This is a genomic window from Corallococcus sp. M7 (assembly GCF_054512695.1).
Genome location: NZ_CM137252.1, coordinates 7,014,163 through 7,036,816, shown reverse-complemented (window position 1 = coordinate 7,036,816; position 22,654 = coordinate 7,014,163). Strand labels below are relative to the sequence as shown.

27 protein-coding genes are annotated in these 22,654 nt (G+C 68.3%); 25 read left to right on the top strand and 2 right to left on the bottom strand.

Annotation, left to right across the window (positions count from 1 at the left end; translation table 11 throughout):
* Positions 1 to 24: 24 nt before the first annotated feature.
* From ACX114_RS28155 to sctV, 25 genes are all read left to right on the top strand, one after another.
* A complete protein-coding gene (locus ACX114_RS28155; RefSeq protein ID WP_014398430.1) occupies positions 25 to 420 on the top strand; it encodes a hypothetical protein in 396 nt (131 codons plus the stop codon).
* Between the two features lie 9 nt (positions 421 to 429).
* Positions 430 to 1,269, top strand: coding sequence for a sigma-70 family RNA polymerase sigma factor (locus tag ACX114_RS28150; protein WP_206791679.1), 840 nt, complete (start codon positions 430 to 432; stop codon positions 1,267 to 1,269).
* Between the two features lie 22 nt (positions 1,270 to 1,291).
* Positions 1,292 to 1,711 carry a hypothetical protein gene (locus tag ACX114_RS28145; protein ID WP_014398428.1) on the top strand — a complete coding sequence of 140 codons (420 nt, stop codon included), beginning with the start codon at positions 1,292 to 1,294 and terminating at the stop codon, positions 1,709 to 1,711.
* Positions 1,712 to 1,820: 109 nt separating this feature from the next.
* On the top strand, positions 1,821 to 2,642 hold the full coding sequence (locus ACX114_RS28140) for a type III secretion protein (RefSeq protein ID WP_459289519.1): 822 nt from the start codon (positions 1,821 to 1,823) through the stop codon (positions 2,640 to 2,642).
* Between the two features lie 112 nt (positions 2,643 to 2,754).
* Positions 2,755 to 4,845 carry a hypothetical protein gene (locus ACX114_RS28135; RefSeq protein WP_459289518.1) on the top strand — a complete coding sequence of 697 codons (2,091 nt, stop codon included), beginning with the start codon at positions 2,755 to 2,757 and terminating at the stop codon, positions 4,843 to 4,845.
* Between the two features lie 24 nt (positions 4,846 to 4,869).
* Positions 4,870 to 5,547: a FliH/SctL family protein gene (locus ACX114_RS28130; protein ID WP_459289516.1), complete on the top strand. Its 678-nt coding sequence runs from the start codon at positions 4,870 to 4,872 to the stop codon at positions 5,545 to 5,547.
* A 45-nt stretch (positions 5,548 to 5,592) separates the two neighbouring features.
* On the top strand, positions 5,593 to 6,906 hold the full coding sequence (sctN, locus tag ACX114_RS28125; RefSeq protein ID WP_206791709.1) for a type III secretion system ATPase SctN: 1,314 nt from the start codon (positions 5,593 to 5,595) through the stop codon (positions 6,904 to 6,906).
* Positions 6,907 to 6,965: 59 nt separating this feature from the next.
* Positions 6,966 to 7,454, top strand: a complete 489-nt coding sequence (locus ACX114_RS28120) for a flagellar assembly protein FliH (protein ID WP_014398423.1) — start codon at positions 6,966 to 6,968, stop codon at positions 7,452 to 7,454.
* A gap of 36 nt (positions 7,455 to 7,490) precedes the next feature.
* Positions 7,491 to 8,396, top strand: coding sequence for a flagellar hook-length control protein FliK (locus ACX114_RS28115; RefSeq protein WP_459289514.1), 906 nt, complete (start codon positions 7,491 to 7,493; stop codon positions 8,394 to 8,396).
* Positions 8,393 to 9,763: a type III secretion system cytoplasmic ring protein SctQ gene (gene sctQ, locus ACX114_RS28110; protein WP_459289512.1), complete on the top strand. Its 1,371-nt coding sequence runs from the start codon at positions 8,393 to 8,395 to the stop codon at positions 9,761 to 9,763. The genes ACX114_RS28115 and sctQ overlap by 4 nt, the downstream gene beginning before the upstream one ends.
* A gap of 103 nt (positions 9,764 to 9,866) precedes the next feature.
* Positions 9,867 to 10,547, top strand: coding sequence for a flagellar biosynthetic protein FliO (locus ACX114_RS28105; RefSeq protein ID WP_459289510.1), 681 nt, complete (start codon positions 9,867 to 9,869; stop codon positions 10,545 to 10,547).
* 10 nt (positions 10,548 to 10,557) lie between these two features.
* Entirely contained in the window at positions 10,558 to 11,382 is an 825-nt protein-coding gene (gene sctR, locus ACX114_RS28100) for a type III secretion system export apparatus subunit SctR (protein ID WP_459289508.1), read from the top strand.
* Positions 11,383 to 11,398: 16 nt separating this feature from the next.
* Positions 11,399 to 11,665 (top strand): type III secretion system export apparatus subunit SctS, encoded by a 267-nt coding sequence (gene sctS, locus ACX114_RS28095; RefSeq protein ID WP_120528175.1) that lies wholly within the window; start codon positions 11,399 to 11,401, stop codon positions 11,663 to 11,665.
* Between the two features lie 14 nt (positions 11,666 to 11,679).
* Entirely contained in the window at positions 11,680 to 12,480 is an 801-nt protein-coding gene (locus ACX114_RS28090) for a flagellar biosynthetic protein FliR (protein ID WP_459289506.1), read from the top strand.
* Between the two features lie 28 nt (positions 12,481 to 12,508).
* On the top strand, positions 12,509 to 13,591 hold the full coding sequence (gene sctU / locus ACX114_RS28085) for a type III secretion system export apparatus subunit SctU (protein WP_459289504.1): 1,083 nt from the start codon (positions 12,509 to 12,511) through the stop codon (positions 13,589 to 13,591).
* 10 nt (positions 13,592 to 13,601) lie between these two features.
* Positions 13,602 to 13,883 (top strand): EscU/YscU/HrcU family type III secretion system export apparatus switch protein, encoded by a 282-nt coding sequence (locus tag ACX114_RS28080; RefSeq protein ID WP_014398415.1) that lies wholly within the window; start codon positions 13,602 to 13,604, stop codon positions 13,881 to 13,883.
* Positions 13,884 to 13,929: 46 nt separating this feature from the next.
* Positions 13,930 to 14,412, top strand: a complete 483-nt coding sequence (locus ACX114_RS28075; protein WP_014398414.1) for a hypothetical protein — start codon at positions 13,930 to 13,932, stop codon at positions 14,410 to 14,412.
* A 3-nt stretch (positions 14,413 to 14,415) separates the two neighbouring features.
* Positions 14,416 to 14,892, top strand: coding sequence for a SycD/LcrH family type III secretion system chaperone (locus ACX114_RS28070; protein ID WP_459289501.1), 477 nt, complete (start codon positions 14,416 to 14,418; stop codon positions 14,890 to 14,892).
* A 96-nt stretch (positions 14,893 to 14,988) separates the two neighbouring features.
* Positions 14,989 to 15,582: a hypothetical protein gene (locus tag ACX114_RS28065; protein ID WP_459289499.1), complete on the top strand. Its 594-nt coding sequence runs from the start codon at positions 14,989 to 14,991 to the stop codon at positions 15,580 to 15,582.
* A gap of 136 nt (positions 15,583 to 15,718) precedes the next feature.
* Positions 15,719 to 15,937, top strand: coding sequence for a hypothetical protein (locus ACX114_RS28060; protein WP_206791764.1), 219 nt, complete (start codon positions 15,719 to 15,721; stop codon positions 15,935 to 15,937).
* 239 nt (positions 15,938 to 16,176) lie between these two features.
* Positions 16,177 to 16,395 (top strand): hypothetical protein, encoded by a 219-nt coding sequence (locus tag ACX114_RS28055; RefSeq protein ID WP_206791764.1) that lies wholly within the window; start codon positions 16,177 to 16,179, stop codon positions 16,393 to 16,395.
* A 232-nt stretch (positions 16,396 to 16,627) separates the two neighbouring features.
* Positions 16,628 to 16,846 (top strand): hypothetical protein, encoded by a 219-nt coding sequence (locus ACX114_RS28050; protein ID WP_206791764.1) that lies wholly within the window; start codon positions 16,628 to 16,630, stop codon positions 16,844 to 16,846.
* Between the two features lie 269 nt (positions 16,847 to 17,115).
* Positions 17,116 to 17,544 carry a hypothetical protein gene (locus ACX114_RS28045; protein WP_459289497.1) on the top strand — a complete coding sequence of 143 codons (429 nt, stop codon included), beginning with the start codon at positions 17,116 to 17,118 and terminating at the stop codon, positions 17,542 to 17,544.
* 98 nt (positions 17,545 to 17,642) lie between these two features.
* A complete protein-coding gene (locus ACX114_RS28040) occupies positions 17,643 to 18,110 on the top strand; it encodes a tetratricopeptide repeat protein (protein ID WP_206791766.1) in 468 nt (155 codons plus the stop codon).
* Positions 18,111 to 18,196: 86 nt separating this feature from the next.
* The gene (gene sctV / locus ACX114_RS28035; RefSeq protein ID WP_459289494.1) at positions 18,197 to 20,323 is read left to right on the top strand and encodes a type III secretion system export apparatus subunit SctV; all 2,127 of its coding nucleotides are present in this window, start codon (positions 18,197 to 18,199) and stop codon (positions 20,321 to 20,323) included.
* Between the two features lie 87 nt (positions 20,324 to 20,410).
* On the opposite strand, the gene ACX114_RS28030 is transcribed toward sctV, so the two are convergent.
* Positions 20,411 to 21,472 (bottom strand): FHA domain-containing protein, encoded by a 1,062-nt coding sequence (locus tag ACX114_RS28030; protein WP_459289493.1) that lies wholly within the window; start codon positions 21,470 to 21,472, stop codon positions 20,411 to 20,413.
* 27 nt (positions 21,473 to 21,499) lie between these two features.
* Entirely contained in the window at positions 21,500 to 22,558 is a 1,059-nt protein-coding gene (locus ACX114_RS28025) for a tetratricopeptide repeat protein (RefSeq protein ID WP_459289492.1), read from the bottom strand.
* Between the last annotated feature and the right edge of the window lie 96 nt (positions 22,559 to 22,654).

The following is a 22,654-nucleotide window of genomic DNA, read 5'->3' as shown; positions in this document are numbered from 1 at the left end:
GAAGCGGAAGAAGGAGGTACGTCGATGGCTGTCGGTGGAGTCGGACGTGGGGGTGGGAAGGGCCGCGCGGGCGGCGTGAAGGGGGCGTCCGGTCCGTCGGGTGCCTCCGGCGCGTCCTTTGGCGGCAAGGTGGACCGCACGGAATCGCTCGTCGGGCCCTCGGGTCTGGTAGGCTCCAGCAACGTCCAGGGCCCCCAGGCAACGGATCCGATCGCGGCGCAGGCCCTCGCCATCGCCAAGCGGCTGAAGAACGGGGGCTTCAAGAGCAAGGAGGAGGCGACGAAGGCGCTCGTCTCCGAGGTGCTCCAGGAGAAGTTGAACATGAAGTCCGCTGCCCTCACGGGCCGCATCGCCGGGGCCCTGCAGGATGATCCCCGGCTGAACCAGGTTCTCGAGCGGCTGTGGTCCAAGGCCGAGTGAGCGCGCCGCTTGCCTCTGGGTGAAGACAGGAAGGTCATCCTGGAGAAGTACGGCCCGTACGTGCGGTCGCTCGCGGCCACCGTGCGCAAGCAGTTCAATGCCCAGCTCGAACTGGATGAACTGCTGGCCTATGGGCAAATCGGTCTGTTGGAAGCCGCCGAGCGCTTCGACCCCAAGGTTGGCGCCAACTTCCTCACCTTTGCCCACTACCGCATCAAGGGCGCCATCTTCGACGGCCTGAGGAAGATGGGCGTCTTGCGGGGCGCGGACGCCCGCACCGCCTATCAGGGCGAGCGCGCGACGGCGTATTTGGGAAATCTGGCTGACCGCGAGCAGGGCGCAAGCAACCGCGGGTCGTCATTCGACGATGATATTGGAGACATCTCGGATGCCGTGGCGGGCCTCGCGGCGGTTTTTGCAGCGGGGGCGGAAGGGGCGGAGGCGGCGGGCTACGTGGATGAATCACTCCCGGCGGATCAGCGCCTGGAGATGGAGCAGTTGAAGAACCGGGTGCGCTCGGCCATCGAGAAGCTTCCGGAGAAAGAGCGCAAGCTCCTGCAGGGCTATTACTTCCAGGGACGCACGCTGGAAGAGGCAGGAGCGGAGATCGGGCAGTCGAAGAGCTGGGCGTCGCGGCTTCATGCGCGGGCCATTGATCGGCTCAAGGAACTCTTGAACGAGGAGGAGGAACTCCCTCCCCCCTCGACGGATGCAAGGAGGGTGTCACATGGCGGCTCCGATGAGCGGCATCTCCGCGGGACAGGTGGCGCAGCAAAAGCTGCAGGATCAGGGCGCGCAGCAGCAGACGCAGAAGACGGGCGCGTCGAAGTTCGACGGAGTTCTCGCTGACAAGGCGCAGGGCGCCGGCCAGGTGGACGCCGCCCAGAACGTGAACAAGGCCCAGGCCGCGCAGGCCACCCAGAAGGTGGACACCGTCCGCCAGGTGGAGACCGTCAACAAGGCGGAGAAGGCCAACCTGAACAAGGTGAGCGGCGCGGCCCAGCAGCCCGCCACCGCCAAGGGCGCCGAGCCCGTGGACGCGAAGGCCGAGGCCTCCAAGACGACCAAGTCGGGCGGCATGGTTTCCGACCTCGTCTCCGGTCTGGAGAAGGGTCAGGTCAGCATGGACAAGCTGATCAAGGAGGCCTCCTCCGGCAAGAACATGTCCAACGCCGAGCTGCTTGGTCTCCAGGCGTCCATGTACAAGTACTCGCAGGAGCTCGACCTCACGTCGAAGGTCGTCGAGAAGGCCACCAGCGGCCTGAAGGACGTCGTCAAGACGCAGGTCTGAAGTCCCCACCCCGCCGGGCCATGGCGGCATGCGAAGGGCGGTCCCTCCCAGGGTCGGGAGGGGGCGCCCTTCCGCGTTTTGCAAGGGCCCTGTTAAGCTAAGCGCGCCCATGACTCGCCGAACGCCCGTCTTCGCCGCCCCGCTCCTCGCCCTGCTGTTCCTCACCGGCTGCTCCATCGAGCTGCAGCACGAGCTGACGGAAGCGGATGCGAATGAAATCTACGTCCTGCTCAGCAAGAACGGCATCAACGCCAAGAAGGAGAAGGCGGAGGGCGGCAACGAAGTTCGCTTCACCATCGTCGTCCCCAAGGGCGACGCCGCGCAGGCCGCGGAACTGCTGAAGCGCAACTCGCTGCCGCGCCCGGTGGAGAAGGGTCTGTCCCACTTCGCCAAGGGCAGCATGGTCCCCACCGCCACGGAGGAGCGCGCCATGCTCCTCAAGGCCATGGCGGGTGAGGTCTCCAACGCGCTCAACCAGATCGACGGCGTGCTGGAAGCGCGCGCCATCGTGATGGTGCCGGAGAACAACGACCTGTCGCAGCCGGAGAACAAGCCGATGCCGTCGGCCTCCGTGTTCATCAAGTACCGCACGGTGGAAGGCGGCAAGCCCCCTGTCTCCGTGGAGGCGGTGAAGCAGTTCGTCGCCAGCTCCGTGTCGGAGCTCAAGCCGGAGGCCGTCACCGTGCTGATGACGGAGGCCATGGCCCCCACGGCGGAGACCACGGAGACCAACCGCCTGCAGGACGTGCTCGGCGTGCGCATGACGGCCGCCAGCGCGAGCACCTTCAAGATGATCCTCGGCGGCGCGTTCGCGCTCATCCTGGCGATGATGGGCCTCACCGCGTGGACCTTCATGCGCGGTGGCTCTGGCGGCGCTGCCCCGGCCGCGGCGGCGCGTCCCGCGCGTGCGCGCGGCGGTCGCGAGGGCTAGAGCTGCAGTCGCTTCCCGCGGCCCTCCTGGGGTGGTCCGCGGGACGTGTCCTCCAGGCCGGGGACACGTCTTCTATCTTCAGCGGGCCACCTGGGGGCCCGCGAGGTGACCGTTGGATTCCTTCTTCACCTCGCTCAGCAAGCGCCAGACCATGATGCTGCTCACCGCGGTCACCTTCGGGGGACAGGAGAGCATGGCGGCGCTGGAGCACCTGCCGGACGAGGAGGGCGCGCTCTTGCGCCACCGCGCGCAGGAGATCCTCCAGATTCCGCGCGAGAAGCGCCTGCCCGCGGTGGTGCAGGAGCTCAAGCGCCTGATGAAGGACCGGCGCGGCCAGCTGTGGACCGCGGATCCGGAGCGGCTGGCGGCGCTGCTCCAGCGCGAGCGCGGCGCCCTGGTGGAAGTCACCCTGCGCGCGCTGCCCGGCAACATGGCGGAGGCCGTGCGCGGCCACCTGCCTGCCTCGCGCGTGAAGCTGACCCGCGAGGTGCGGCCGCAGGTCCTGGACATCATCCGCTGGAAGCTGGAGGAGGCGCTGGCGCGCGAGGTCGCGGGCCAGTCCGCGGGCTTCAAGTTCGCGGACGTGCTCAACCTCCAGACGCGCGAGCTGCTCACGGTGAGTGACCGGCTGGGCGCGCGCGTGTTGGGGCCGGCGCTGGCGGGACTTCCCGAGGAGGAGCTGAACGGCCTCATGGAGTCGCTGCCCCCGGACCTGCTCCAGCTCGCGAGCAAGTCCGTGGCGGCCAATGCGCCACGCAAGCTCCCGGAAGAGGACGCGCGCGCGCAGATCAACCTGCACGACGGCTTCAGCCGGCTGGCGGGCGCCATCCGCAGCGCGGGCGTGCAGCGGCTGGCGCGCGCGTGCGTGGCGCAGTCCCCGGAGTTCGCCGCGCGCATGCTGGAGAAGCACCGCGGAGAGTTCGGCCACCTGGTGGCGAAGTGGGTGCGCGAGGAGCGCTCGCGGCCGACGGCCCGGGGCGATGGCGGACGCACCGACATCGTCATGGACCTGGAGCGGCTGGCCGTGCGCGGCCTCATCGAGCGCCCCGTGCGGCTGACCGCGCCGCCGCCGCGCCCCTCCGCTGTGCTGCCTCCGCCGCCGGGGGCCCGGAAGCCCGCGCCCGCGGCGCCAGGAGCCCGTCCCGCGGCGCCAGGAGCCCGTCCCGCGGCGCCGGGAGCCCGTCCCGCGGCCCCCGCGCCGCGCGAGGGCCTGCGCACCACCGCGGCGGATCCGTCTCATCCTCCCGCGCTCCGGGCTCCCAAGGCCTTGCGGGGAAGTCCCCCCGCCGGAGAGTCCGAGGAGGCGGGCGCCAAGCGCGACTTCATGGCCGAGCGCGCGGCACGTCGCGCGGGTGCTGCGTCCAGTCGTGACGCGGGCCCGGGCGCGGCCCCCTCCGGACGTCCGCGTCCGGCTCCAGGAGAGGAGCGGGGCTCGTCGGTGGGCCCCGCGCCCCGTGCCTCCATGCCAAGGGAAGGGGATGCGAACGGCTCCCAGATGCGCCGCATGCCGGTGGAGCGCGAGCGTGGCCCCGCGCCCCGCGCCTCCATGGGCGCGCCGCTGCCGGAAGGTGAGGCGGGGGGGTCGCAGATCCGCCGGATGCCGGTGGAGCGCGAGCGTGGTCCCGCGCCCCGCGCCTCCATGGCCGCCCCGGAAGGGGATGCGAACGGCTCCCAGATGCGCCGCATGCCGGTGGACCGGGGCTCGTCGGTGGGGCCCGCGCCCCGCGCCTCCACCGGGGCCCTTCCCAGCCGCCGTGATCCAGATGCCCCCCGGCCCGCGCGTCCCGGCCGGCCGGATCCGGATGGCGCCCGCATTGGCCCGCCGCCCTCGCGGCTGGGGGCACGCGGTGCGTCACGTCCGCCGGAGCCGGAGGCGTCGGAGGGCCGCTCCGTCCGGGTCGAGCGCCCCGCGCGGCCTCCCGCCGAAGCGGAGGAGCGCGCCCCCCGGCGCCCGGATCCGTCCGGGGAGGCCGCGGATGGGGCCCGCGTGCTGCGCTCGCGCACGGGAGGCCGTCCCGCGGCGCGTCCCGAACCGGGGGGCGAGCCGGAGCGTCCCCCGCGCGTGCTCTCCAGCCAGCCATCCTCATCCCGGTCCTCGGAGGGAACGCAGGTGGGCCGCCGGCGCCCCCCTCCCACCGACCGGCCGGGCCCGGATGACGCGGGCGGCCCGGGAGGGCGTGGACCGCGCGGCGGAACGCGCTAGCATCCGGTCCTCAAGGAGCGGCCCATGGCGATCGGCAAGGTAATCAAGGGGGACGGGTTGGCGGAGTCGGTGGTCGTCGCCACGTCCGAGCGACCGGCGCTGCGTCCGCCGCGCGGCGGCGTGATGAACGCCGAGGTCTTCGAGGCACGCCAGGGCGCGCAGGGCATCATCGAGGAGGCCCAGCGCGAGCGTGAGCGCATCCTCGCTGAGGCCCAGCGTGAGAAGGAGGAACTCTTCGCCAAGGCGAAGGAGCTGGGCCGTCAGGAGGGCATCGCCCAGGCGACGGAGCTGCTCCTGCGCGCCAAGATGCAGGCCGGCGAGATGCTCAACTCCCAGGAGCAGGACATCATCGCGCTGTCGCTGAGGATGGCGGAGAAGATCCTCGGCCGCGACCTGGAGCGCGAGCCGGAGCTGCTGGTGGACATGTGCGCCGCGGCCATCGAGAACCTCCGCAACGCGCGCGCCATGGTCCTGCGCGTGCACCCGAAGACGGCCACGGTGCTGCGCGCCAAGCGCCCGCAGCTGATGGAGCTCATCGGCCGCACGGTGGACCTGGCCATCAAGGAGGACCCGGAGGTCGCTCCCGTGGGCTGCATCGTGCAGACGGAGTACGGCACGGTGGACGCGCAGCTACCCACGCAGCTGGAGATGCTCCAGAACCTCCTGCAGCCGGACACCGGTCGCAAGAGCGGCCCTCCCTGAGCCTCCCGGCCAACGCCGCGCCCTCGAGCCCTCCCGGAATCCGCCATGGCCATCGACCTCTCGCGCTACTACGACCTCATCAAGGAAGCGTCCCTCGTCCGGGTGCGCGGCCGCGTCACGGAGCTGACGGGGCTCGTCATCAAGGCGAGCGTGCCCAACGTGCGCATCGGCGAGCTGGTGCTCATCAAGAACCGCCAGCGCGGCCTGATGAAGTCGGAGGTCGTGGGCTTCGTGGGCGACGAGGTGATGCTCATGCCCCTGGGCGAGCTGTACGGCATCGGTCCGGACAGCGAGTGCATCCCCACGGGGCGCCCCCTCACCATCAAGTGCGGTGACGGGCTCCTGGGCCGCGTGCTCAACGGCATCGGGGAGCCCATGGACGGCCTGCCCCTGGAGGGGGAGAACCTGGTCGACTGGCCCGTGGACCGCGACTGCCCGGACCCCTTCACCCGCCAGCGCATCGAACGGCCGCTGCCCCTGGGTGTGCGCTGCATCGACGGGCTCCTCACCGTGGGCGAGGGCCAGCGCGTGGGCCTCTTCGCCGGCTCCGGCGTCGGCAAGTCCACGCTGATGGGCCAGATTGCCCGCAACACGCAAGCCGACCTGAGCGTCGTGGCGCTCATCGGCGAGCGTGGTCGCGAGGTTCGCGAGTTCATCGAGGACGCCATGGGCGAGGAGGGCATGAAGCGCGCCGTGCTGGTGTGCGCCACGTCCGACCAGCCCGCCCTCGTGCGTCTGCGCGCCGCCTACGTCGCCACGGCCATCGCGGAGTACTTCCGTGAGCGCGGCGGCAACGTGCTGTTCATGCTCGACACGGTGACGCGTCTGGCGCGCTCCCAGCGCGACATCGGCCTCGCCATCGGTGAGCCCCCGGCGCGTCAGGGCTACCCGCCCAGCGTCTTCTCCATGCTGCCGCGCATCCTCGAGCGCACGGGCAACTCGGCGAAGGGCAAGTGCACCGCCATCTACACCTGTCTCGTGGCCGGCGGTGACATGGAGGACCCCATCGCCGACGAAGTCCGAGGTATTCTCGACGGCCACTTCATCCTCAACCGTGAGCTGGGCGCGCGAAACCAGTGGCCCGCCATGGACGTGCTCCAGAGCCTCAGCCGTGTGATGAGCGGCATCGTCAGCAAGGAGCACAAGAAGGCCGCCGGCAAGCTGCGCGAGACGCTCGCCACCTACGAGAAGCAGCGCGACCTCATCTTGCTGGGCGCGTACCAGGCCGGCGCGGACCCCCGGACGGACTACGCCATCGAGAAGTACGACGCCATCATCGACTTCCTCAAGCAGGACACCCACTCCAACTCCCCGTACGAGGAGACCGTGGAGCAGCTCATCAACCTGTTCGCGGACTGACCCGGGCCGCCCCCGGCGCACCTACGGACCGGACGGTTTTTGGGTAGGATGCCCCCACCATGCCCCCGTACCGGTTGCAGTCACTGCTGGACATGCGTGAGAAGGCGAAGGAGGAGGCCGAGCAGGCCTTCTCCGACTCCGTCAAGGCGCTGGCGAAGGAAGAGCAGGAGCAGGCGCGCCTGGAGGCGGAGCTGGAGCGCCGCCGCAAGGAGCGCAAGGCCAAGGTCCAGGAGTACTTCCAGCAGATCATGGCCAAGGGCGCCGGCATCAACGGCATGAACATGATGGGCCGCTTCGAGGAGCGTCTGAAGGACGACGAAGCCCAGGTCGCCCTCCAGATTGAACACCAGAAGGAGGTCGTCCGGACGGCGGCCCGCCTGGTGGAGCAGCGCCGCATGCTGATGGCCGAGGCCGCCAAGGAGCTCAAGGCCATCGAGAAGAACAAGGAGAAGTTCGTCAAGCAGGTGAAGAAAGAACGCCAGGATCGGGAGGAGCTGCAACAGGAGGAGATCGGCAGCGCCTTGTTCCTGGCCCGCCAGCGCAAGTAACCTCCCGCCGCCTTCCGCCGAGTCTGGAGAGACGCCATGAGCCGAGTTGATGATGATCGCGATGCCGCGCGCTTGGCCGAGCGGATGATCCAGGAGCGCAAGCTCGCGGAGGCGAAGACCCAGAAGCGCCTGCAGGGCGAATCCGTCTTCTCCAAGCTGGTCCAGCAGGGCCAGGCCGAGCAGGCCCAGCCCAAGCAGGCGCAGGAGCTGAAGCAGCCCCTGGGCAAGCAGGTCCTGGCGCGGCTCGCGCAGGGGCAGGGCAAGACCTTCGACGAGAAGCTGGCCCAGAAGGAGACCGCCTTCGCGAAGCCCGGTGAGTCCACCCAGGGCGCCCAGCAGTCCCAGCGCAACAGCGAGTCGCAGAGCCTGTCCAAGGGTGGCGAGGCCCGCAAGTCGGAGGTCGTGGAGGAGAAGCGCTCCACGGACGTCCGCGAAGGCGACATGAACAAGGCCGAAGGTCAGGCCAGCCGGCTGAGCCAGGAGAAGGGCGAGCTGAAGATCGACGTCAACGCCGGCGGCGGCAAGGGCGCGGGCGGCGGGGGCAGCAAGGAGAAGGACGACAAGGGCGCGCAGATGGCCGGCGCGGGCTTCCGCTTCAACCCCGCGCTGATGGCGCCGGTGCCGGTGGCCAAGCCCAAGGACACCGCGGGCTCCGAGCGGCTGCGCGCCATGGCGAATGAAATCGCCCAGAAGATCGTCGAGCGCGTGCGCGTGGGCACCAACGCCGCGGGCAACGCGGAGTTCCAGATCGACCTGCGCGGCGACGTGCTCAACGGCCTGTCCATCAAGGTCAGCGCGAAGAACGGGAAGATTTCCGCCGTCTTCAGCGGCAACGACCGCGACACCTTGAAGATGCTCGAAGAGCAGAGCGACGGCCTGCGCAGCGCCCTGGGCGGCCGGGGACTGGCGCTTGAAAATCTGAGGTTCGAGGCCAAGACATGAGCCTGGAGCCGGACGACGAGCCCGGAGTCTTCGAGCGCACCATGTTGGTCGACACCCGGAAGCTGGGACCGCCCCCGAAGCCCGCGCAGGCGCCGGCTCCCACGCCGGCCCCGGCTCCGGTGTCGCCGTGGCGGCCGTTCGCGTTCACGAACCTGGAGAAGGTGTCGCGCACGCAGGGCCAGCTGGCGGAGCGGCTGCGGTGGCTGACGCCCAACGCCGGCACGCTGGAGACGGTCTGCGCGCGCCTCAAGGCCCTCTTCGACGTGGATGTGCGCCTGTCGGTGGAGTCCGCCCAGGCGCGCCCCATGACGGAGCTGCGCCGCTTCCTGGGGGACCCGTCCTTCCTGGCGGTGCTGGCCCCAGGCGCGCTCAAGGGCCGGGCCATCCTCGAAATCGAGCTGTCGCTGGCGCACTCGGCGGTGGACCTGCTCCTGGGCGGCGCCGGTGAGACGGTGGGCCTGCGCCCCCTGACGGACATCGAGGAGGGCGTGATGGGCTACGTCGTCCTGGAGGCCCTGAAGGAGCTGGTGCCGGGGCTTCAGCCGGGTGTTCCCCGGCCCCGGCTGGATGGCGTGGCGCGCGGCGTGGATGAGGTCTCCGCCCGGCTGGGCGAGGACGGCCCGATGCTGGCGGTGCACCTGAACGCGGTGCTGGGCTCGCACCGCGGCATCGTGCGGCTGGTGGTGCCTTCGGCGGTGCTGGAGGCGGCGGAACCGGCGGTGGAGAGCGCCCAGCGGCGCGAGCACCGCCGTCAGGACATGAAGGCGAACGGCCGGCGCCTGTCCGCGCTGCGCGACTGGCTGCGCGCGGAGATTGGCGTGGCGGAGCTGTCCGCCCAGGACCTGGCGTCCCTGCGCGTCAAGGACGTGCTGCTCCTGGACATGCTGTCGGCGCGGCCGGACCGGGGTGAGCCCGGCACGGCGCAGCTGCGGCTGGGCCTGGGGCGCACCGGCCACTTCCTGGCGGACGTGGCCGTGGAGAACGGCCGCTACCGGGCGCGCATCACGGACATCATCCCCGGCGAGCCGGGCAACCCGCAGGGTGGGGAGCCCGGGGGCGCTTCGGAAGAGAACGAGGACTTCACCAACCCGGAGCTGGGCGTTCCTCCGGAACTCGAAGGGGCGGCATTGGACGACAAGGACGGAAGCGATCTGCTCAGCGACCTGCCCCTGCAGGTGGCGGTGGAGCTGGCGCGCGTGCCCATCACGGCCGAACAGGTGGTGGGCCTGCGCACAGGCCAGGTCATCGACCTGCGTCGTGGGGCGGGTGAGCCGGTGGACCTGTCGGTGAACGGCAAGGTCGTGGCCCGGGGCGAACTCGTGGAGCTGGAGGGTCAGCTCGGGGTGCGCATCATCCACCTGAGCTGAAAGCGCTTGCGCCCGTGCGTCACAAGGCAGGCGGGCAGGGGGGCGTGCTCGTGCCCGGGCCCGTGGCGGTCCTGACTCGGGTGCACTAGGCTCGCGCCCATCCATGGCGGTCCTCGGTCTCTTCCCCTCGCGCCTGTTGCTCGGCGCCGCGCTGCTCTTCGCGTCGCCCGCCGTCCTGGCGCAGGCGCCCGCGGCCTCCACTCCGGACGCCTCCGTGGCGGCACCGGCCCCGGAGGCCCTGGCGCCCGCGAAGGACGCGGCCCCCGAGGAGGCTCCAACACTGGCTCCCGTGACAGCCCCGGCCGCCGCGGGTGACAGCGCGGCCCGCGCGAAGCGCCACGCGGACGAACTGGACCGCGAGCTGGGCGTCCCCGAGGCCGAGGCCGAGGGCGCGGAAGCGCAGGAGAGCCTGGCCTGGGTGGTGGTGCGCACGGTGGCCCTGCTGGGCGCGGTGCTCGCGGCCATCTACCTCACGCTCAACGTGGGCCTGCGCCGGCTGATGGGCCTGCAGGGCGTGCCCGTGGGCAAGGCGTCGGTCGTGTCGGTGATGGAGCGCATCCCGTTGGATCAACGGCGCACGCTCTTCGTCCTGAAGGCCGCGGACGAGTACCTGCTGGTGGGTGGTGGCGAGGGTGGCGTGCAACTGGTTTCGAAGCTGGACCGCGACGCCGTGGAGCGCATCCGCGCCGCGCGTCCGCCGTCGTCGCCGGTGTCCCTGAGTCCTTTCCTCCAGAAGCTCCTCTCCCGCCGGACCGGTGGCACCACGCCGCCGCCGGGCGTCTGAAGGCCGTCACGTGAACCGTTCGTCTCCTGCTCGCCCGCTGCTGTTCCGCGCTCCGCCCTGGCTCTTCGCGGCCCTCGTGTCGCTTTCCCCCTTCGTCGCGTCCGCGGCGAAGAAGGGCGGCGACTCAATGCCGGATGAGATGGTCAAGGAGGCGGTGAGCTCCGACTCCTTCACCTCCCGGCCGCTCATCCTCATCCTCGCGCTCGCGGCCATGTCGCTGGTCCCGTTCGCGCTGATGATGGTGACCAGCTTCGTGAAGATCTCGGTGGTGCTCTCCATCGTCCGCTCGGCGCTGGGCACCCAGCAGATTCCGCCCACCCAGGTCATCACCGGCCTGGCCATCATCCTCACCGTCTACATCATGGCCCCCGTGGGCCAGGAGATGTACCGGGCGGGCGGCATCGACATCTGGTCCCGGGGGACGTCCGTCTTCTCCTCCGAAACGGTGGGCACGATGCTGGGGGCCGCGGACAAGTCCAAGGAACCCCTGCGCGAGTTCCTGATGAAGAAGGTCACCAACAAGGACCGCACGCTCTTCTACAGCCTGGCGAAGAAGATGCGGAAGGAGGAGGACCGCAAGGACATTGGCCCCAACGACTTCATGGTCATCGTCCCGGCCTTCGTCGTGTCCGAATTGAAGGAGACCTTCCAGATCGGCTTCCTCCTGTTCGTGCCCTTCATCGTCATCGACATGGTGGTCGCCAACATCCTCCTGGCGCTGGGCATGCACATGCTGTCGCCCACGACCATCTCCATGCCCTTCAAGCTCTTGTTGTTCGTGCTCGTGGACGGCTGGTACCTCATCGCCAAGGGCCTGGTCATCGGCTACCTGTAAGGAGCCTCGTACTTCCATGAATCAGCTCACGTTCATCACCCAGGAGGCGCTGTTCCTGGTGCTCGTGGTCTCCGCGCCGCCGGTGCTCATGAGCCTCCTGGTGGGCTTCCTCGTCTCGCTGTTCCAGGCCACCACGCAGATCCAGGAGCAGACGCTCTCGTTCGCGCCCAAGGTCGTCCTCGTCTTCGGCGTGCTCGCCATGACGGGCCCGTGGATTGGCGGTCAGCTCTTGCGCTTCACCTTCCACGTCTTCGACCGCTTCCCGGCGCTCATCGGCAGATGAACATCGGCGAAGTCATGGCCGAGCTGGGTGCTCGGGTCAACCTGTCGGTCACCATCTTCACGATGGCACTCATCATGTGCCGCGTGATGCCCATCCTCATCTTCAGCCCGTTCCTGGGCGGCGAGGTCGTCCCCTCGGAGATGAAGCTGGGCCTGGGCCTGATGGTGTCCGCGGTGCTCTTCCCGTCCGTCGCGGACAGCATGGACCGGATTCCCCTGAGCGCGCTCCCGTACATCGGGCTGTTGCTCAAGGAGATCTTCATCGGCGTGGCGCTGTCGTACATCATCAACATGGTGTTCGACGCGGCCCGCGTGGCCGGCACGCTGATGGACACCATGTCCGGCAGCAACAACGCCCAGCTCTACGTGCCGCAGCTGGGCACGCAGGTGTCGCTCTTCTCCAGCCTCAAGGTGCAGCTGTGCGTGGTGCTGTTCCTGTCGCTGGACGGGCACCACATCATCATCCGGGCGCTCGGAGACAGCCTCGCCGTCGTGCCGCTGGAGGGCTTCCCGCGCTTCAGCCGCGGCGTGTGGCCCTTCTTCGACCTGATGATCCGCTCCTTCGCGGACCTGTTGAAGATCAGCCTGGCGCTGGCCGGCCCCGGAATGGTGGCCGCGTTCGTCACCGACCTGGCCCTGGGCGCCATCAACCGCGTCGCGCCGCAGATCCAGGTGTTCTTCATCTCCATGTCGCTCAAGCCGCTGGTGGGCGTGTTGATCATGTTCATCGCCATCCATGTCGTGATCGGGCGCATGCAGCAGGAGCTGGCCAACATGCTCCGCATGTTCCAGCACGCCATCCAGATGCTGGCCTGAGCCGCTTCAAGCCTCCCGGGATTCCTCCATGTCGGACGAGAGTGGCGACAAAACAGAAGAACCGTCGCATAAGAAGCTCGACGACGCGCGCAAGAAGGGTCAGACCTGGAAGAGCAAGGACCTGACGGGCGTGGCCGTGCTCGTCGCGGGCCTGGGCATCGTCAAGGGCACCTGGGACACCGTGGAGCGGGAGATTTCCACGCTCTTCCGCTTCAGCTTCGACGCCATCGCCCACTCGGATGACCTGGCCCTGGCGACGACGCAGTTGCTCATCATGGGCCTGCGCACGCTCTTGCTTCTCACCGTGCCCATCGTGGCGGGCGCGGCGGTGCTGGGCGGGTTGATGGACTTCCTCCAGGTGGGGTCGCTCTTCACCATCGACCCGCTCATCCCGAAGTTCGACAAGCTCAACCCCATCGCGGGATTGAAGAACATGTTCTCGAAGAAGTCCTTCGTGGAACTGCTCAAGAACCTCATCAAGATTTCCGTCGCCGCCTACGTCGTCACCGGCGTGGTGCGCGACTCGATGCCCCTGGTCATCGAAACGGTGCGCCAGGACACGGTCGGCATCATGGCCATCATGGGGGAGATCCTCTACCGGGTCTGCGTGCGCATCATCATGCTCTTCGTCATCTTCGGCGTGTTCGACGTGTGGTGGCAGCGCAAGTCGTTCATGAAGGACATGATGATGACGAAGGAGGAAGTGAAGAAGGAGTACAAGCAGAGCGAAGGCGACCCGCACCACAAGGCCAAGCGCAAGGAGCTCCACCATGAGATCATGGAGGGAGCCCAGATGGAGGCGGTGAAGGACGCGAGCGTCATCGTCACCAACCCGGACCACGTCGCGGTGGCGCTGCAGTACGATCAGAACAAGGACGGGGCGCCGCGCGTGCTGGTGAAGGGCATGGACGCCAAGGCGGAGCGCATCAAGGCGCTGGCGCGCGAGGCGGACGTCCCCCTGCTGCGCAACGTCCCGCTGGCGCACGCGCTGTTGCGTGTGGAGGTGGGCGAGGAAGTCCCGGAGGAGCTCTACGACGCGGTCGCCGAGGTGCTGAACTTCGTCTACGGGCTCAAGCAGCAGCAGAACGCGGCGCCGCCTGCGCGCGCCTGAGGAGGACGCCATGGCCAGCGACGAAGAGGCGGACATCGCCATCGCCATCAAGTACGACAACAAGGCGGACGGCGCGCCTCGCGTGGTGGCGAAGGGGATGCGCCTCAAGGCGGAGAAGATCCGGGAGATCGCCAAGCAGTACGGCATCCCGGTGATGCGCAACGTGTCCCTGGCCCACGCCCTGTACCGGGTGGACGTGGGGCAGGAGGTCCCGGAAGAGCTCTACGACGCCGTCGCCGAGGTGCTGAACTTCGTCTACGCGCTGCAGCGGGAGCAGGCGGGCGGGCGCTGAAGGGGGCTGGACGCGGGGGCCCCACCTGTATTGAAGTCGGCCCGCCATGGCCAAAATCAACAATCAGCCCCCCAGCACCGCGCTTTGGCCCTGGGGAGGTCCCCGCAGCGTCCGCGAGCGGCTGGTGGACCCGTCCCAGCTGGACCGGGCGAAGAAGCTGCGCAAAGCGGGCAACATCAAGAACCCTTCGATGCCGTCCGCGGCGCTCCTGGACTTCATCGGTCCGGCGCACTCGTCGGAAGAGCTCCGGTTGCCCCTGCCGCCCCATCCGGGCGGTCACGACGCGGACCTGGAGGGCTTCAGCGACCGGCCGCACCTGGCCAGCGTCGCGGGCCGGGGAGACGACGGGCAGCGCCGGATGCTGGAGCGCGGCCTGTCCAAGGTGAATGCGCCGCCGGAGCGCCTGGAGCGCCTCAAGGCCCTGTTGCAGCGCGAGTCCGCGATGCTGGGCCTGGTGGACCAGGTGAGCGCGGAGTCGCAGGAGATCATCCGCCGCATGTGGGAAGAGCAGAAGGACGAGGGCTACTGACCCATGGCGGCGCTGGACCCGGAAGATCCGCAGGACGAGGCGAAGCTCACCGCGCTCCTGCAGCGTTGGGCGGAGGGCAAGGCCACGCTCCGCGAGGTGCGCGGCTATTCCAACGACGAGCTGTACGCCATCGCCAAGACGGCCTACTTCTTCTTCTACCAGGGCCGGGTGGCGGAGGCGCGCACGCTGTTCCAGGGCCTCTACGCCATCAACCCCACGGACGTGTACTTCGCCAAGGCGCTCGGGGTGGTGGAGATGGCCGCGGGGAACGGGCAGGGCGCGCTCGCCGCGTTCGACGTGGCGGCCAAGCTGGCCCCCCAGGACCCGTCCGTCTACGTGGGCCGCGCGGAGGTGAAGTTGGCCATGGGACAGAAGCCCCAGGCCCTGGAGGACCTGCGCCGTGCGGCGGCCATGCCTCCGGCGGATGATCCGGTGGTGCGCAAGGCCGGCGCCATGGTCACCGCGCTCACCCGGCGCTGATCCATCGGGTGGGACCCGCATCCTGGCGCGTCGGCTGGAAGCCCCGTAATCTCTGTTAGGCTGGATTCATTCACCTCTCAACCGATGGAGCGGTTCATGAGCACCCCCCCCAAGACACAGCTTCCGCTGCCCCCGGAGCCGCCGGAGCTGAAGGAGAAGCGCGACAAGCTGCTGGCGGAGCTGGACGTCCAGGGCAAGACGGCCCAGGGCACCTTCCTCCAGGTGGTGCGCAACATGCGCAAGCTGGTGGCCGCGTCGGCTCCCGGCACGCCGCTGGATGAGGGGATGTACAAGGACGTCACGGATTCGCTGAACCGCTTCATGAAGGACCCCATCCTGCCGCCCCCGGCCATCCTCGGGCACGTGGTGGAGTACCTGCAGTACCGCATCAGCACCTACGGCATGACCATCCAGAGCGCCGTGATGGAGATGAACCCGGAGCTGGGCGCCAAGTTCGCCGTGACGCCCCCGGCCGCCGCGCCGGCCCCGGCGGCTCCTGCCCGCTCCGCGGGTGGGCACAAGACGTCGGATGGCTTCGAGAGCGCGAGCCGCCCCAAGATCGCGCTGACCCGCGAGGACTCGCTGCCCGGCACCGCCAAGGCCGCGGACCCCCGCGCCGAGTCGCAGCAGCAGCTGGACTCCTTCAAGGCGTGGATGAAGAACCCGACCCTGGGCAAGCTGAAGGGCTGAGCCCCGGGGTTTCGAGGAGGGGAGCCGGGAAAAAATGATCCCGGGAAATTCCGAGGAAACTCCGGTCCCCCCTCAGCGATAATCCTTTTGTAGCTGGTGCCGCACGAACCTATCTCGCCACACCAGGAGAACTCTCATGGCCACGATCGACGTCTTCAACAAGGCTGTTAACACCGCGAAGAGCACCACCGGCACGGCGATGGACAAGATGATCGACGCCGCCCCCGAGGAGCAGAAGGGCTTTCTGCAGGCTCAGAAGCAGGTGCAGCTCGAGTCCCAGATCATGAGCACCATCACGAACCTCATGAAGAAGATGGACGACATGGCGATGGCCGCCGTGAACAACCTGAAGTAGTCCTTCGCAGGTTGTTGGTCCGCTCCGGCCCCGTGCTGATGCCCCCCAGGGCATCGGTCCGGGGCCGGTGGCATTTCCGGCCCCCGGTGGCGCGAGCGGGGCGGGTGACGCGATGGGGCGGGGAGCCGGGGAAAAAATGATCGCGGAAAAATCCCCAGGAAACTTCCGCCCCCCCTCAGCGATAATCCTTTTGTAGCTGGTGCCGCACGAACCCATCCCGCCGTACCAGGAGAACTCTCATGGCCACGATCGACGTCTTCAACAAGGCTGTTAACACCGCGAAGAGCACCACTGGCACGGCGATGGACAAGATGATCGACGCCGCCCCCGAGGAGCAGAAGGGCTTTCTGCAGGCTCAGAAGCAGGTGCAGCTCGAGTCCCAGATCATGAGCACCATCACGAACCTCATGAAGAAGATGGACGACATGGCGATGGCCGCCGTGAACAACCTGAAGTAGTCCTTCGCAGGTTGTTGGTCCGCTCCGGCCCCGTGCTGATGCCCCCCAGGGCATCGGTCCGGGGCCGGTGGCATTTCCGGCCCCCGGTGGCTGCGGCGGGCCGGGTGGGGCGACGGTGCCGGGGAAAAAATGATCGCGGAAAAATCCCCAGGAAACTCCCGCCCCCCCTTAGCGATAATCCTTTTGTAGCTGGTGCCGCACGAACCTATCCCGCCACACCAGGAGAACTCTCATGGCCACGATCGACGTCTTCAACAAGGCTGTTAACACCGCGAAGAGCACCACCGGCACGGCGATGGACAAGATGATCGACGCCGCCCCCGAGGAGCAGAAGGGCTTTCTGCAGGCTCAGAAGCAGGTGCAGCTCGAGTCCCAGATCATGAGCACCATCACGAACCTCATGAAGAAGATGGACGACATGGCGATGGCCGCCGTGAACAACCTGAAGTAGTCCTTCGCAGGTTGTTGGTTTCGCTCCGGCCCCGTGCTGGTGCCCTCCAGGGCATCGGTCCGGGGCCGGTGGCGTTTCCGGGCCTGTCCGCGTGGGTCCTCCGCTGGAAAGGATCCGGAAACTTCCACTAGGCTCACGCCGATAACCCTGGAAACGCTGCACTCAGAGACGAGGTTTGGATCATGGGCTCCAACACGATTAACGGTTCCGCTCCCCGCGTCGGATTCACGACCACCTCCGCCAAGCCGGCGACCGGCTCGCAGGCTGTCGTGAAGCAGGAGAACCTGCTCCGCGCCACGACAGATGATCTCGCCAAGAGCCTCCAGGCGCTCCAGGCGAAGAGCGCCCCGCAGGCGGGCGCCGCCGGCCAGGCCCAGGCCTCCGGTCAGAGCCAGAAGTCGGCCCAGGCCGACAAGCCCTCCGCCGAGCAGGCCGTCCAGGACATCGCCAACCAGTTCGGTGACTACCTGGGCAGCCTGGGTGAGAAGGCCGGCACCCGCGCGCTGGGCAAGGCGGAGAAGTCGGTCGCGGAGTTCATCAAGAACAACCCGGACGCCACGCCTGAGCAGATCAAGGAGCAGGCGAAGAAGGCCTTCAACAAGGAGACCAGCGCCGAGTACATCTTCAAGAGCGTCATCGAGAAGTCGCTGAGCGACGTGATGGCGAAGGTCCAGGAGCGGATCGACGAAGCCGGGTGAAGTCGGCCCGCGCACAGAAGGGGACCCCGTCTGGCACTGGCGGGGCCCCCGGGCTAGACTCCCCCGCCGCTGCTGACCCCGCCCCGGTGAACGCGCCGATGACGACTGAATCCAAGGCCACGGTGTCGAACGACAACGAGAAGCCCCTGTCCGGACCGGAGATGCTCGAGCGGGCCACGGAGGGTTTCAACCTCTTCCAGGACGGGAACTTCAACGAGTCGCTGGCCATCTTCGAGCAGCTCTCGGCCATGGACTCGAGCGAGGCCTACTTCCAGACCGCTCTGGGCGCCTGCCACCTGGCGCTGGAGGACCTGGACACCGCCGTGGCGTGCTTCAACCGCGCCATCGAGCTGGACCCCACCGACATCACCCCCTTCGTCAACCGGGGCGAGGCCTTCCTCCGTCAGGGCCGGACGACGGAAGCGGCCCGCGACTTCCAGCATGCCGTGTCGCTGGACCCCGAGGACAAGGACCCCCTGAGCCGTCGTGCGCGCATGCTGGCCGCCGCGGCCCTGGAGAGCTCGGACGAGGCTTCGGAATCCGAAGCCCCCGAGGACCGCTCGTAGGCCGCACGCAGGCTCCCTCGCCGGACAGGTGAGGGAAGGCCCCCCCTTGGGCTCGGGGGCGCGCACGGATTAGGATGGCCCCGCCGATGGCCAACGCCGATCCGAACAGCTTCCTGAACAAGTACTCCGACATCGTCCTAGCGGTGGTCGTCGTGGCCATCGTCGCGATGATGATCGTCCCGCTGCCGACGCTCGTCCTGGACGTGTTGCTGACGCTGAACATCAGCATCTCGGTGGTACTGCTCCTCATCTCCCTCTACGTGCCCAGCGCGCTGTACCTGTCGTCGTTCCCGACGATCCTGCTGATCACGACGATGTTCCGCCTGTCGCTGACCATCTCCACCACACGACTCATCCTGCTGACCGGCGACCCCGGTGAAGTGGTGGTGGCGTTCGGTAACTTCGTGGTGCAGGGCAACTTCGTCGTCGGCGCCATCCTCTTCCTCATCCTGGTGGTGGTGAACTTCATCGTCATCTCCAAGGGCTCGGAGCGCGTCGCGGAAGTGGCCGCGCGCTTCACCCTGGACGCCATGCCCGGCAAGCAGATGTCCATCGACGCGGACCTGCGCGCCGGCGTGATTGATCAGGACCAGATGAAGAAGAAGCGCCGCGACCTGGAGCGTGAGAGCCAGCTCTTCGGCGCCATGGACGGCGCGATGAAGTTCGTGAAGGGCGACGCCATCGCGTCCATCATCATCACGGTCATCAACATCGTGGGCGGCCTCATCATCGGCGTCACGCAGAAGGGCATGGCCGCCGGTGACGCCGCGCAGAAGTACACGCTGCTCACCATCGGTGACGGTCTGGTGGGCATGATCCCCGCCATCCTCATCTCCACCTGCGCCGGTATCCTGGTGACGCGCGTCGGTGGCGAGGAAGAGGGCGCGCACCTGGGCAAGGACGTGGGCTCGCAGCTCACCGCCTTCCCGAAGGCCATCGCCATCGCGGCGGCCATGCTCGTGGGCCTGGGCCTCATCCCCGGCCTCCCCAAGATTCCCTTCTTCCTGCTGGGCGCGGGCGCGGGCTTTGGCGCCTACTCGATGATGCGCAAGCGCGACGAGGCGCTGGCCGCCGAAGAGGCCGGCCCCGCGATGGAGTCCAGCTTCGGCACGCCCGTGTCCGCCGAGCCTCCGCCCAAGGAGCAGCTCAACCCGGACTCGGAGCTGTTCATCCCCGTCGTCACGCCCATCGTGCTGGAGGTCTCCGACGCGCTGGTCCCTTACGTGGACTCGCGGCAGGACGGCGGCAAGTTCCTCTTCGAGCTCATCCCGTTCATGCGCGACGGCCTCTTCGTGGAGCTGGGCGTGCGCTTCCCCGGCGTGCGCGCGCGCGGCAATGGCGGCCTGCCGCCCGGGGCCTACCAGATTCAGATCAACGAAGTGCCCGTCGTCACCGGCCAGGCCACCCTGGGCCACATCCTGGTGAACGACACGGTGGAGCGCCTCAAGCTGATGAACATCCCCGGCTTCGAGGCCATCAACCCCGCGACGCGCCAGCCGGCCGCGTGGGTGCCCGAGCAGTTCCGGGAGATGCTCGAGTCCGCGGGCCTCACCACCTGGGACGTGCCCGGCTACATCATCCTGCACACCGCCGCCGTGCTCCGGAAGAACGCGCGCGAGTTCGTGGGCGTGCAGGAGACGCAGACGATGCTGGAGCAGCTGGAGAAGGCGTTCCCGGCCATCGTCAAGGAAGTGGTCCCGAAGATCGTCAACGTGCTCAAGCTGACGGACATCCTCGGGCGCCTGGTGGAGGAGGAGATCTCCATCCGCGACCTGCGCGGCATCCTCCAGGTCCTGTCCGAGTACGGCCAGGTGGAGGCGGACAACGTCATGCTCACCGAGCATGTCCGCGCGTCGCTGCGCCGCTACATCTCCCACAAGTACGCGCGCGGCACCGGCACGCTGGTGGTGTACCTGCTCGACCCGAACATCGAGGAGGCCATCCGCAGCTCCATCAAGCGCACCTCCGCGGGCGCGCACCTGGCGCTGGAGCCGGAGATCGCCCAGGAGATCGTCGGCGCGGTGCGCTCGGAATGCGGCCACCTGCCGCCCAGCGCCCAGCGCCCCGTCATCCTCACGGCGATGGACATCCGCCGCTACGTGCGCAAGCTGCTGGAGTACGAGTTCAACCCCTCGTTCTCCATCCTCAGCTACCAGGAGCTGTCCCCGGACCTGAACATCCAGCCGGTGGCGCGCATCTCCTCCGGCCGGTAGCGGCCGGAAGCCTGTGAAGCACCCGGGGCCTCCGCTTCTTCGAAGCGGGGGCCCTTTCGTTTGCGTGGGAAGGCAGAGGAGGGCGGCTCAGGCGCCCGCGAGCACGGCGATCATCAGCACGAGGAAGCTCAGCCCCACCACGCCCATGACGATGAGCGGGACGAGCTTCTTCTTGTCCGCCAGCGCGGACACGGCCGCCGGGGCAGGCTCCGGCTCCGGCACGGGCATCTCCTCGCCACCGTCGGGCTGCGGCTCCTCGGAGGAGGACGCGGACCCATCCTCGGAGGAGGACTGCTCCTCCGGCGGCGACGGTTCGGGCTCGGGCTGCGGCTCCGGTTCGGGCTCCGGCGGAGGCGGCTCCTCGCGCTTGGGCGGGGAGGGGCGCGGCGGCGAGGGGGCCGGAGCGACGGCGGAACTCTCCGAGGAGAGGCTCACCGCGGGCTCGTCGGGGGGCTCGGCGGGGTCCACGTAGACGAAGCGGGTGGCGCCAATCTCCAGCTCGTCGCCGTCCTTGAGCGCCTTGCGGTTGACCCGCTTCTTGTTGACCTTGATACCGTTGCGGCTGCCCAGGTCCTCCACGTGCGTGCCGGACCAGTCGCGGCGCACCTTGGCGTGCTTGCGGGAAACGAGGTCGTCCTTGAGGATGACGTCGGCTTCCTTCTCGTCGCGGCCGAAGATGTGCTCCTGGGCCTCGGAGATTTCGATGCGCTGGCCCTCGCGCGGGCCGTTCATGTAGCGCAGGAAGCGCTCCTCGCCGCCAGCGAGGCCGCGCATCGCGTCCTTCAGGATGCCGCGCGCGAGGAAGGACGTCTTGTCGCTGACGTCCGGCGCGATCTCGACGACCTTGTCGAAGCGGACGTCGTACTGCGCGATGGCGATGACGTCGCCGTTGCGCAGCAGCTCCTTCTCCCCCTTGGGGAGCGACTTGCCGTTGATCTTCGTGCCGTAGGCGCTGCCCAGGTCCTCCAGGAAGTAGAGCGTGCCCTCCTGGATGATGCGCGCGTGGTTGCGCGACACCGCCTGCTGCGGGAGCACCACCTGGCAGGTCTTGTCCCGCCCCAGGGTGATGACGGAGTCGTCGAGGACGACCTCTTTGCCCGAGGCGCCTCCGGCCTCGCTGCGCTGTGTGACGGTCAGACGGACGCTCATCGCGTGTGTCGCTACCCGAAGGGACGGCTAGAACGAGTCGTTGGCCAGGAATCTCTCACACGTCGTGTACTCGGTGGGGAATTCCTCGGAGGTTCCAAACTTCATGAAGTTCTTGCACGCCGTCTGAGCGTGGTTCTGCTTGTGGGCCTCGGAGAAGATCTGGAAGAGGCCGAAGTGGCAGGGCGCGAACTTGGCGTCCAGCTTCACGCACTTGCGGTAGGCGTTCTCCTCCTCCGTGAGCAGGCCCTTCTCGCGGTACTGGCGCGCGAGCAGGTACATGGCCGGGGCGCTGTTCTCCGCAGTCTGGGTGTCCTTCAGCTCCTTGAGGGCGGAGTCGGTGAGGGCCACCTTGCGCTGGGCGACGGCCAGGTTGTTGAGGCAGCTGGAGTTCTTCTCATCCAGGCGGGCACAGTTGCCGAAGGCCTCGCGGGCCTCCGCGAAGCGGCTCTGCTCCATCAGCACGGTGCCCAGGTCGTGCCACACCTCCGCGGAGTCCGGGGTGAGCTGGGCGGCCTGGGAGATGTGCTCGAAGGCGGTCTCCAGGTCCTTGTCCTCATAGGCCATGATGCCGAGGTTGTGGTGGGCGTTGGCCACGTTGGGGTTGACCGCGAGCAGCGTGTCGAACTCCTTCTTGGCCTCCTTCGTCTTGCCCATCTTCATGTAGGTGAGGCCCAGGTCGTAACGCGACTCCAGGTTGTCCGGGTTCACCTGCAGGGCGCGCTTGAAGTTGTCGTGGGCCTTTCCGTAGGCGCCTTCCTCCAGGTAGAGCACGCCCAGGTTCTGGTAGGCCTGCAGGTGCTCCTGGTTGAAGCGCAGGGCCTTGATGAAGAACTCCTTCGCCTTGCCCTTGTTGCCCGAGTACATGGCGATGAGGCCCTTGTTGGCCCACAGGTCCGCGTACTGGGGGGAGAACTCCAGGCCCAGGTTGCAGTAGGTCTCCGCCTTCTGCAGGTCCCCGTTGGCCATCTCCTGCGCGCACAGCTCATTGTTGATGAGCGCCCGTTCGTGCGGGGGCGGCGTGCTGAGGCAGGCGGTGGTGGTGAGGGAGGCGGCGGCGGTCAGCGTGAGGAAAAGGCGAAGACGCATGGCCGGCCGAGTGTAGGAGAGCGGCCCCCCGCGAGGCAACGCCGTGCTGCCGCCGAATCAGCGCTGTTTTCCAGGGGTTAGGCCGGCTGTAGAGTG

Bases quoted from the DNA above. Each gene is read 5' to 3' on its own strand.
- ACX114_RS28155 (WP_014398430.1), top strand. From the start codon at position 25: ATGGCTGTCGGTGGAGTCGGACGTGGGGGTGGGAAGGGCCGCGCGGGC.
- ACX114_RS28140 (WP_459289519.1), top strand. From the start codon at position 1,821: ATGACTCGCCGAACGCCCGTCTTCGCCGCCCCGCTCCTCGCCCTGCTG.
- ACX114_RS28130 (WP_459289516.1), top strand. From the start codon at position 4,870: ATGGCGATCGGCAAGGTAATCAAGGGGGACGGGTTGGCGGAGTCGGTG.
- sctN (WP_206791709.1), top strand. From the start codon at position 5,593: ATGGCCATCGACCTCTCGCGCTACTACGACCTCATCAAGGAAGCGTCC.
- ACX114_RS28120 (WP_014398423.1), top strand. From the start codon at position 6,966: ATGCCCCCGTACCGGTTGCAGTCACTGCTGGACATGCGTGAGAAGGCG.
- ACX114_RS28115 (WP_459289514.1), top strand. From the start codon at position 7,491: ATGAGCCGAGTTGATGATGATCGCGATGCCGCGCGCTTGGCCGAGCGG.
- sctQ (WP_459289512.1), top strand. From the start codon at position 8,393: ATGAGCCTGGAGCCGGACGACGAGCCCGGAGTCTTCGAGCGCACCATG.
- ACX114_RS28105 (WP_459289510.1), top strand. From the start codon at position 9,867: ATGGCGGTCCTCGGTCTCTTCCCCTCGCGCCTGTTGCTCGGCGCCGCG.
- sctS (WP_120528175.1), top strand. From the start codon at position 11,399: ATGAATCAGCTCACGTTCATCACCCAGGAGGCGCTGTTCCTGGTGCTC.
- ACX114_RS28090 (WP_459289506.1), top strand. From the start codon at position 11,680: ATGGCCGAGCTGGGTGCTCGGGTCAACCTGTCGGTCACCATCTTCACG.
- sctU (WP_459289504.1), top strand. From the start codon at position 12,509: ATGTCGGACGAGAGTGGCGACAAAACAGAAGAACCGTCGCATAAGAAG.
- ACX114_RS28080 (WP_014398415.1), top strand. From the start codon at position 13,602: ATGGCCAGCGACGAAGAGGCGGACATCGCCATCGCCATCAAGTACGAC.
- ACX114_RS28075 (WP_014398414.1), top strand. From the start codon at position 13,930: ATGGCCAAAATCAACAATCAGCCCCCCAGCACCGCGCTTTGGCCCTGG.
- ACX114_RS28070 (WP_459289501.1), top strand. From the start codon at position 14,416: ATGGCGGCGCTGGACCCGGAAGATCCGCAGGACGAGGCGAAGCTCACC.
- ACX114_RS28065 (WP_459289499.1), top strand. From the start codon at position 14,989: ATGAGCACCCCCCCCAAGACACAGCTTCCGCTGCCCCCGGAGCCGCCG.
- ACX114_RS28060 (WP_206791764.1), top strand. From the start codon at position 15,719: ATGGCCACGATCGACGTCTTCAACAAGGCTGTTAACACCGCGAAGAGC.
- ACX114_RS28055 (WP_206791764.1), top strand. From the start codon at position 16,177: ATGGCCACGATCGACGTCTTCAACAAGGCTGTTAACACCGCGAAGAGC.
- ACX114_RS28050 (WP_206791764.1), top strand. From the start codon at position 16,628: ATGGCCACGATCGACGTCTTCAACAAGGCTGTTAACACCGCGAAGAGC.
- ACX114_RS28040 (WP_206791766.1), top strand. From the start codon at position 17,643: ATGACGACTGAATCCAAGGCCACGGTGTCGAACGACAACGAGAAGCCC.
- sctV (WP_459289494.1), top strand. From the start codon at position 18,197: ATGGCCAACGCCGATCCGAACAGCTTCCTGAACAAGTACTCCGACATC.
- ACX114_RS28030 (WP_459289493.1), bottom strand. From the start codon at position 21,472: ATGAGCGTCCGTCTGACCGTCACACAGCGCAGCGAGGCCGGAGGCGCC.
- ACX114_RS28025 (WP_459289492.1), bottom strand. From the start codon at position 22,558: ATGCGTCTTCGCCTTTTCCTCACGCTGACCGCCGCCGCCTCCCTCACC.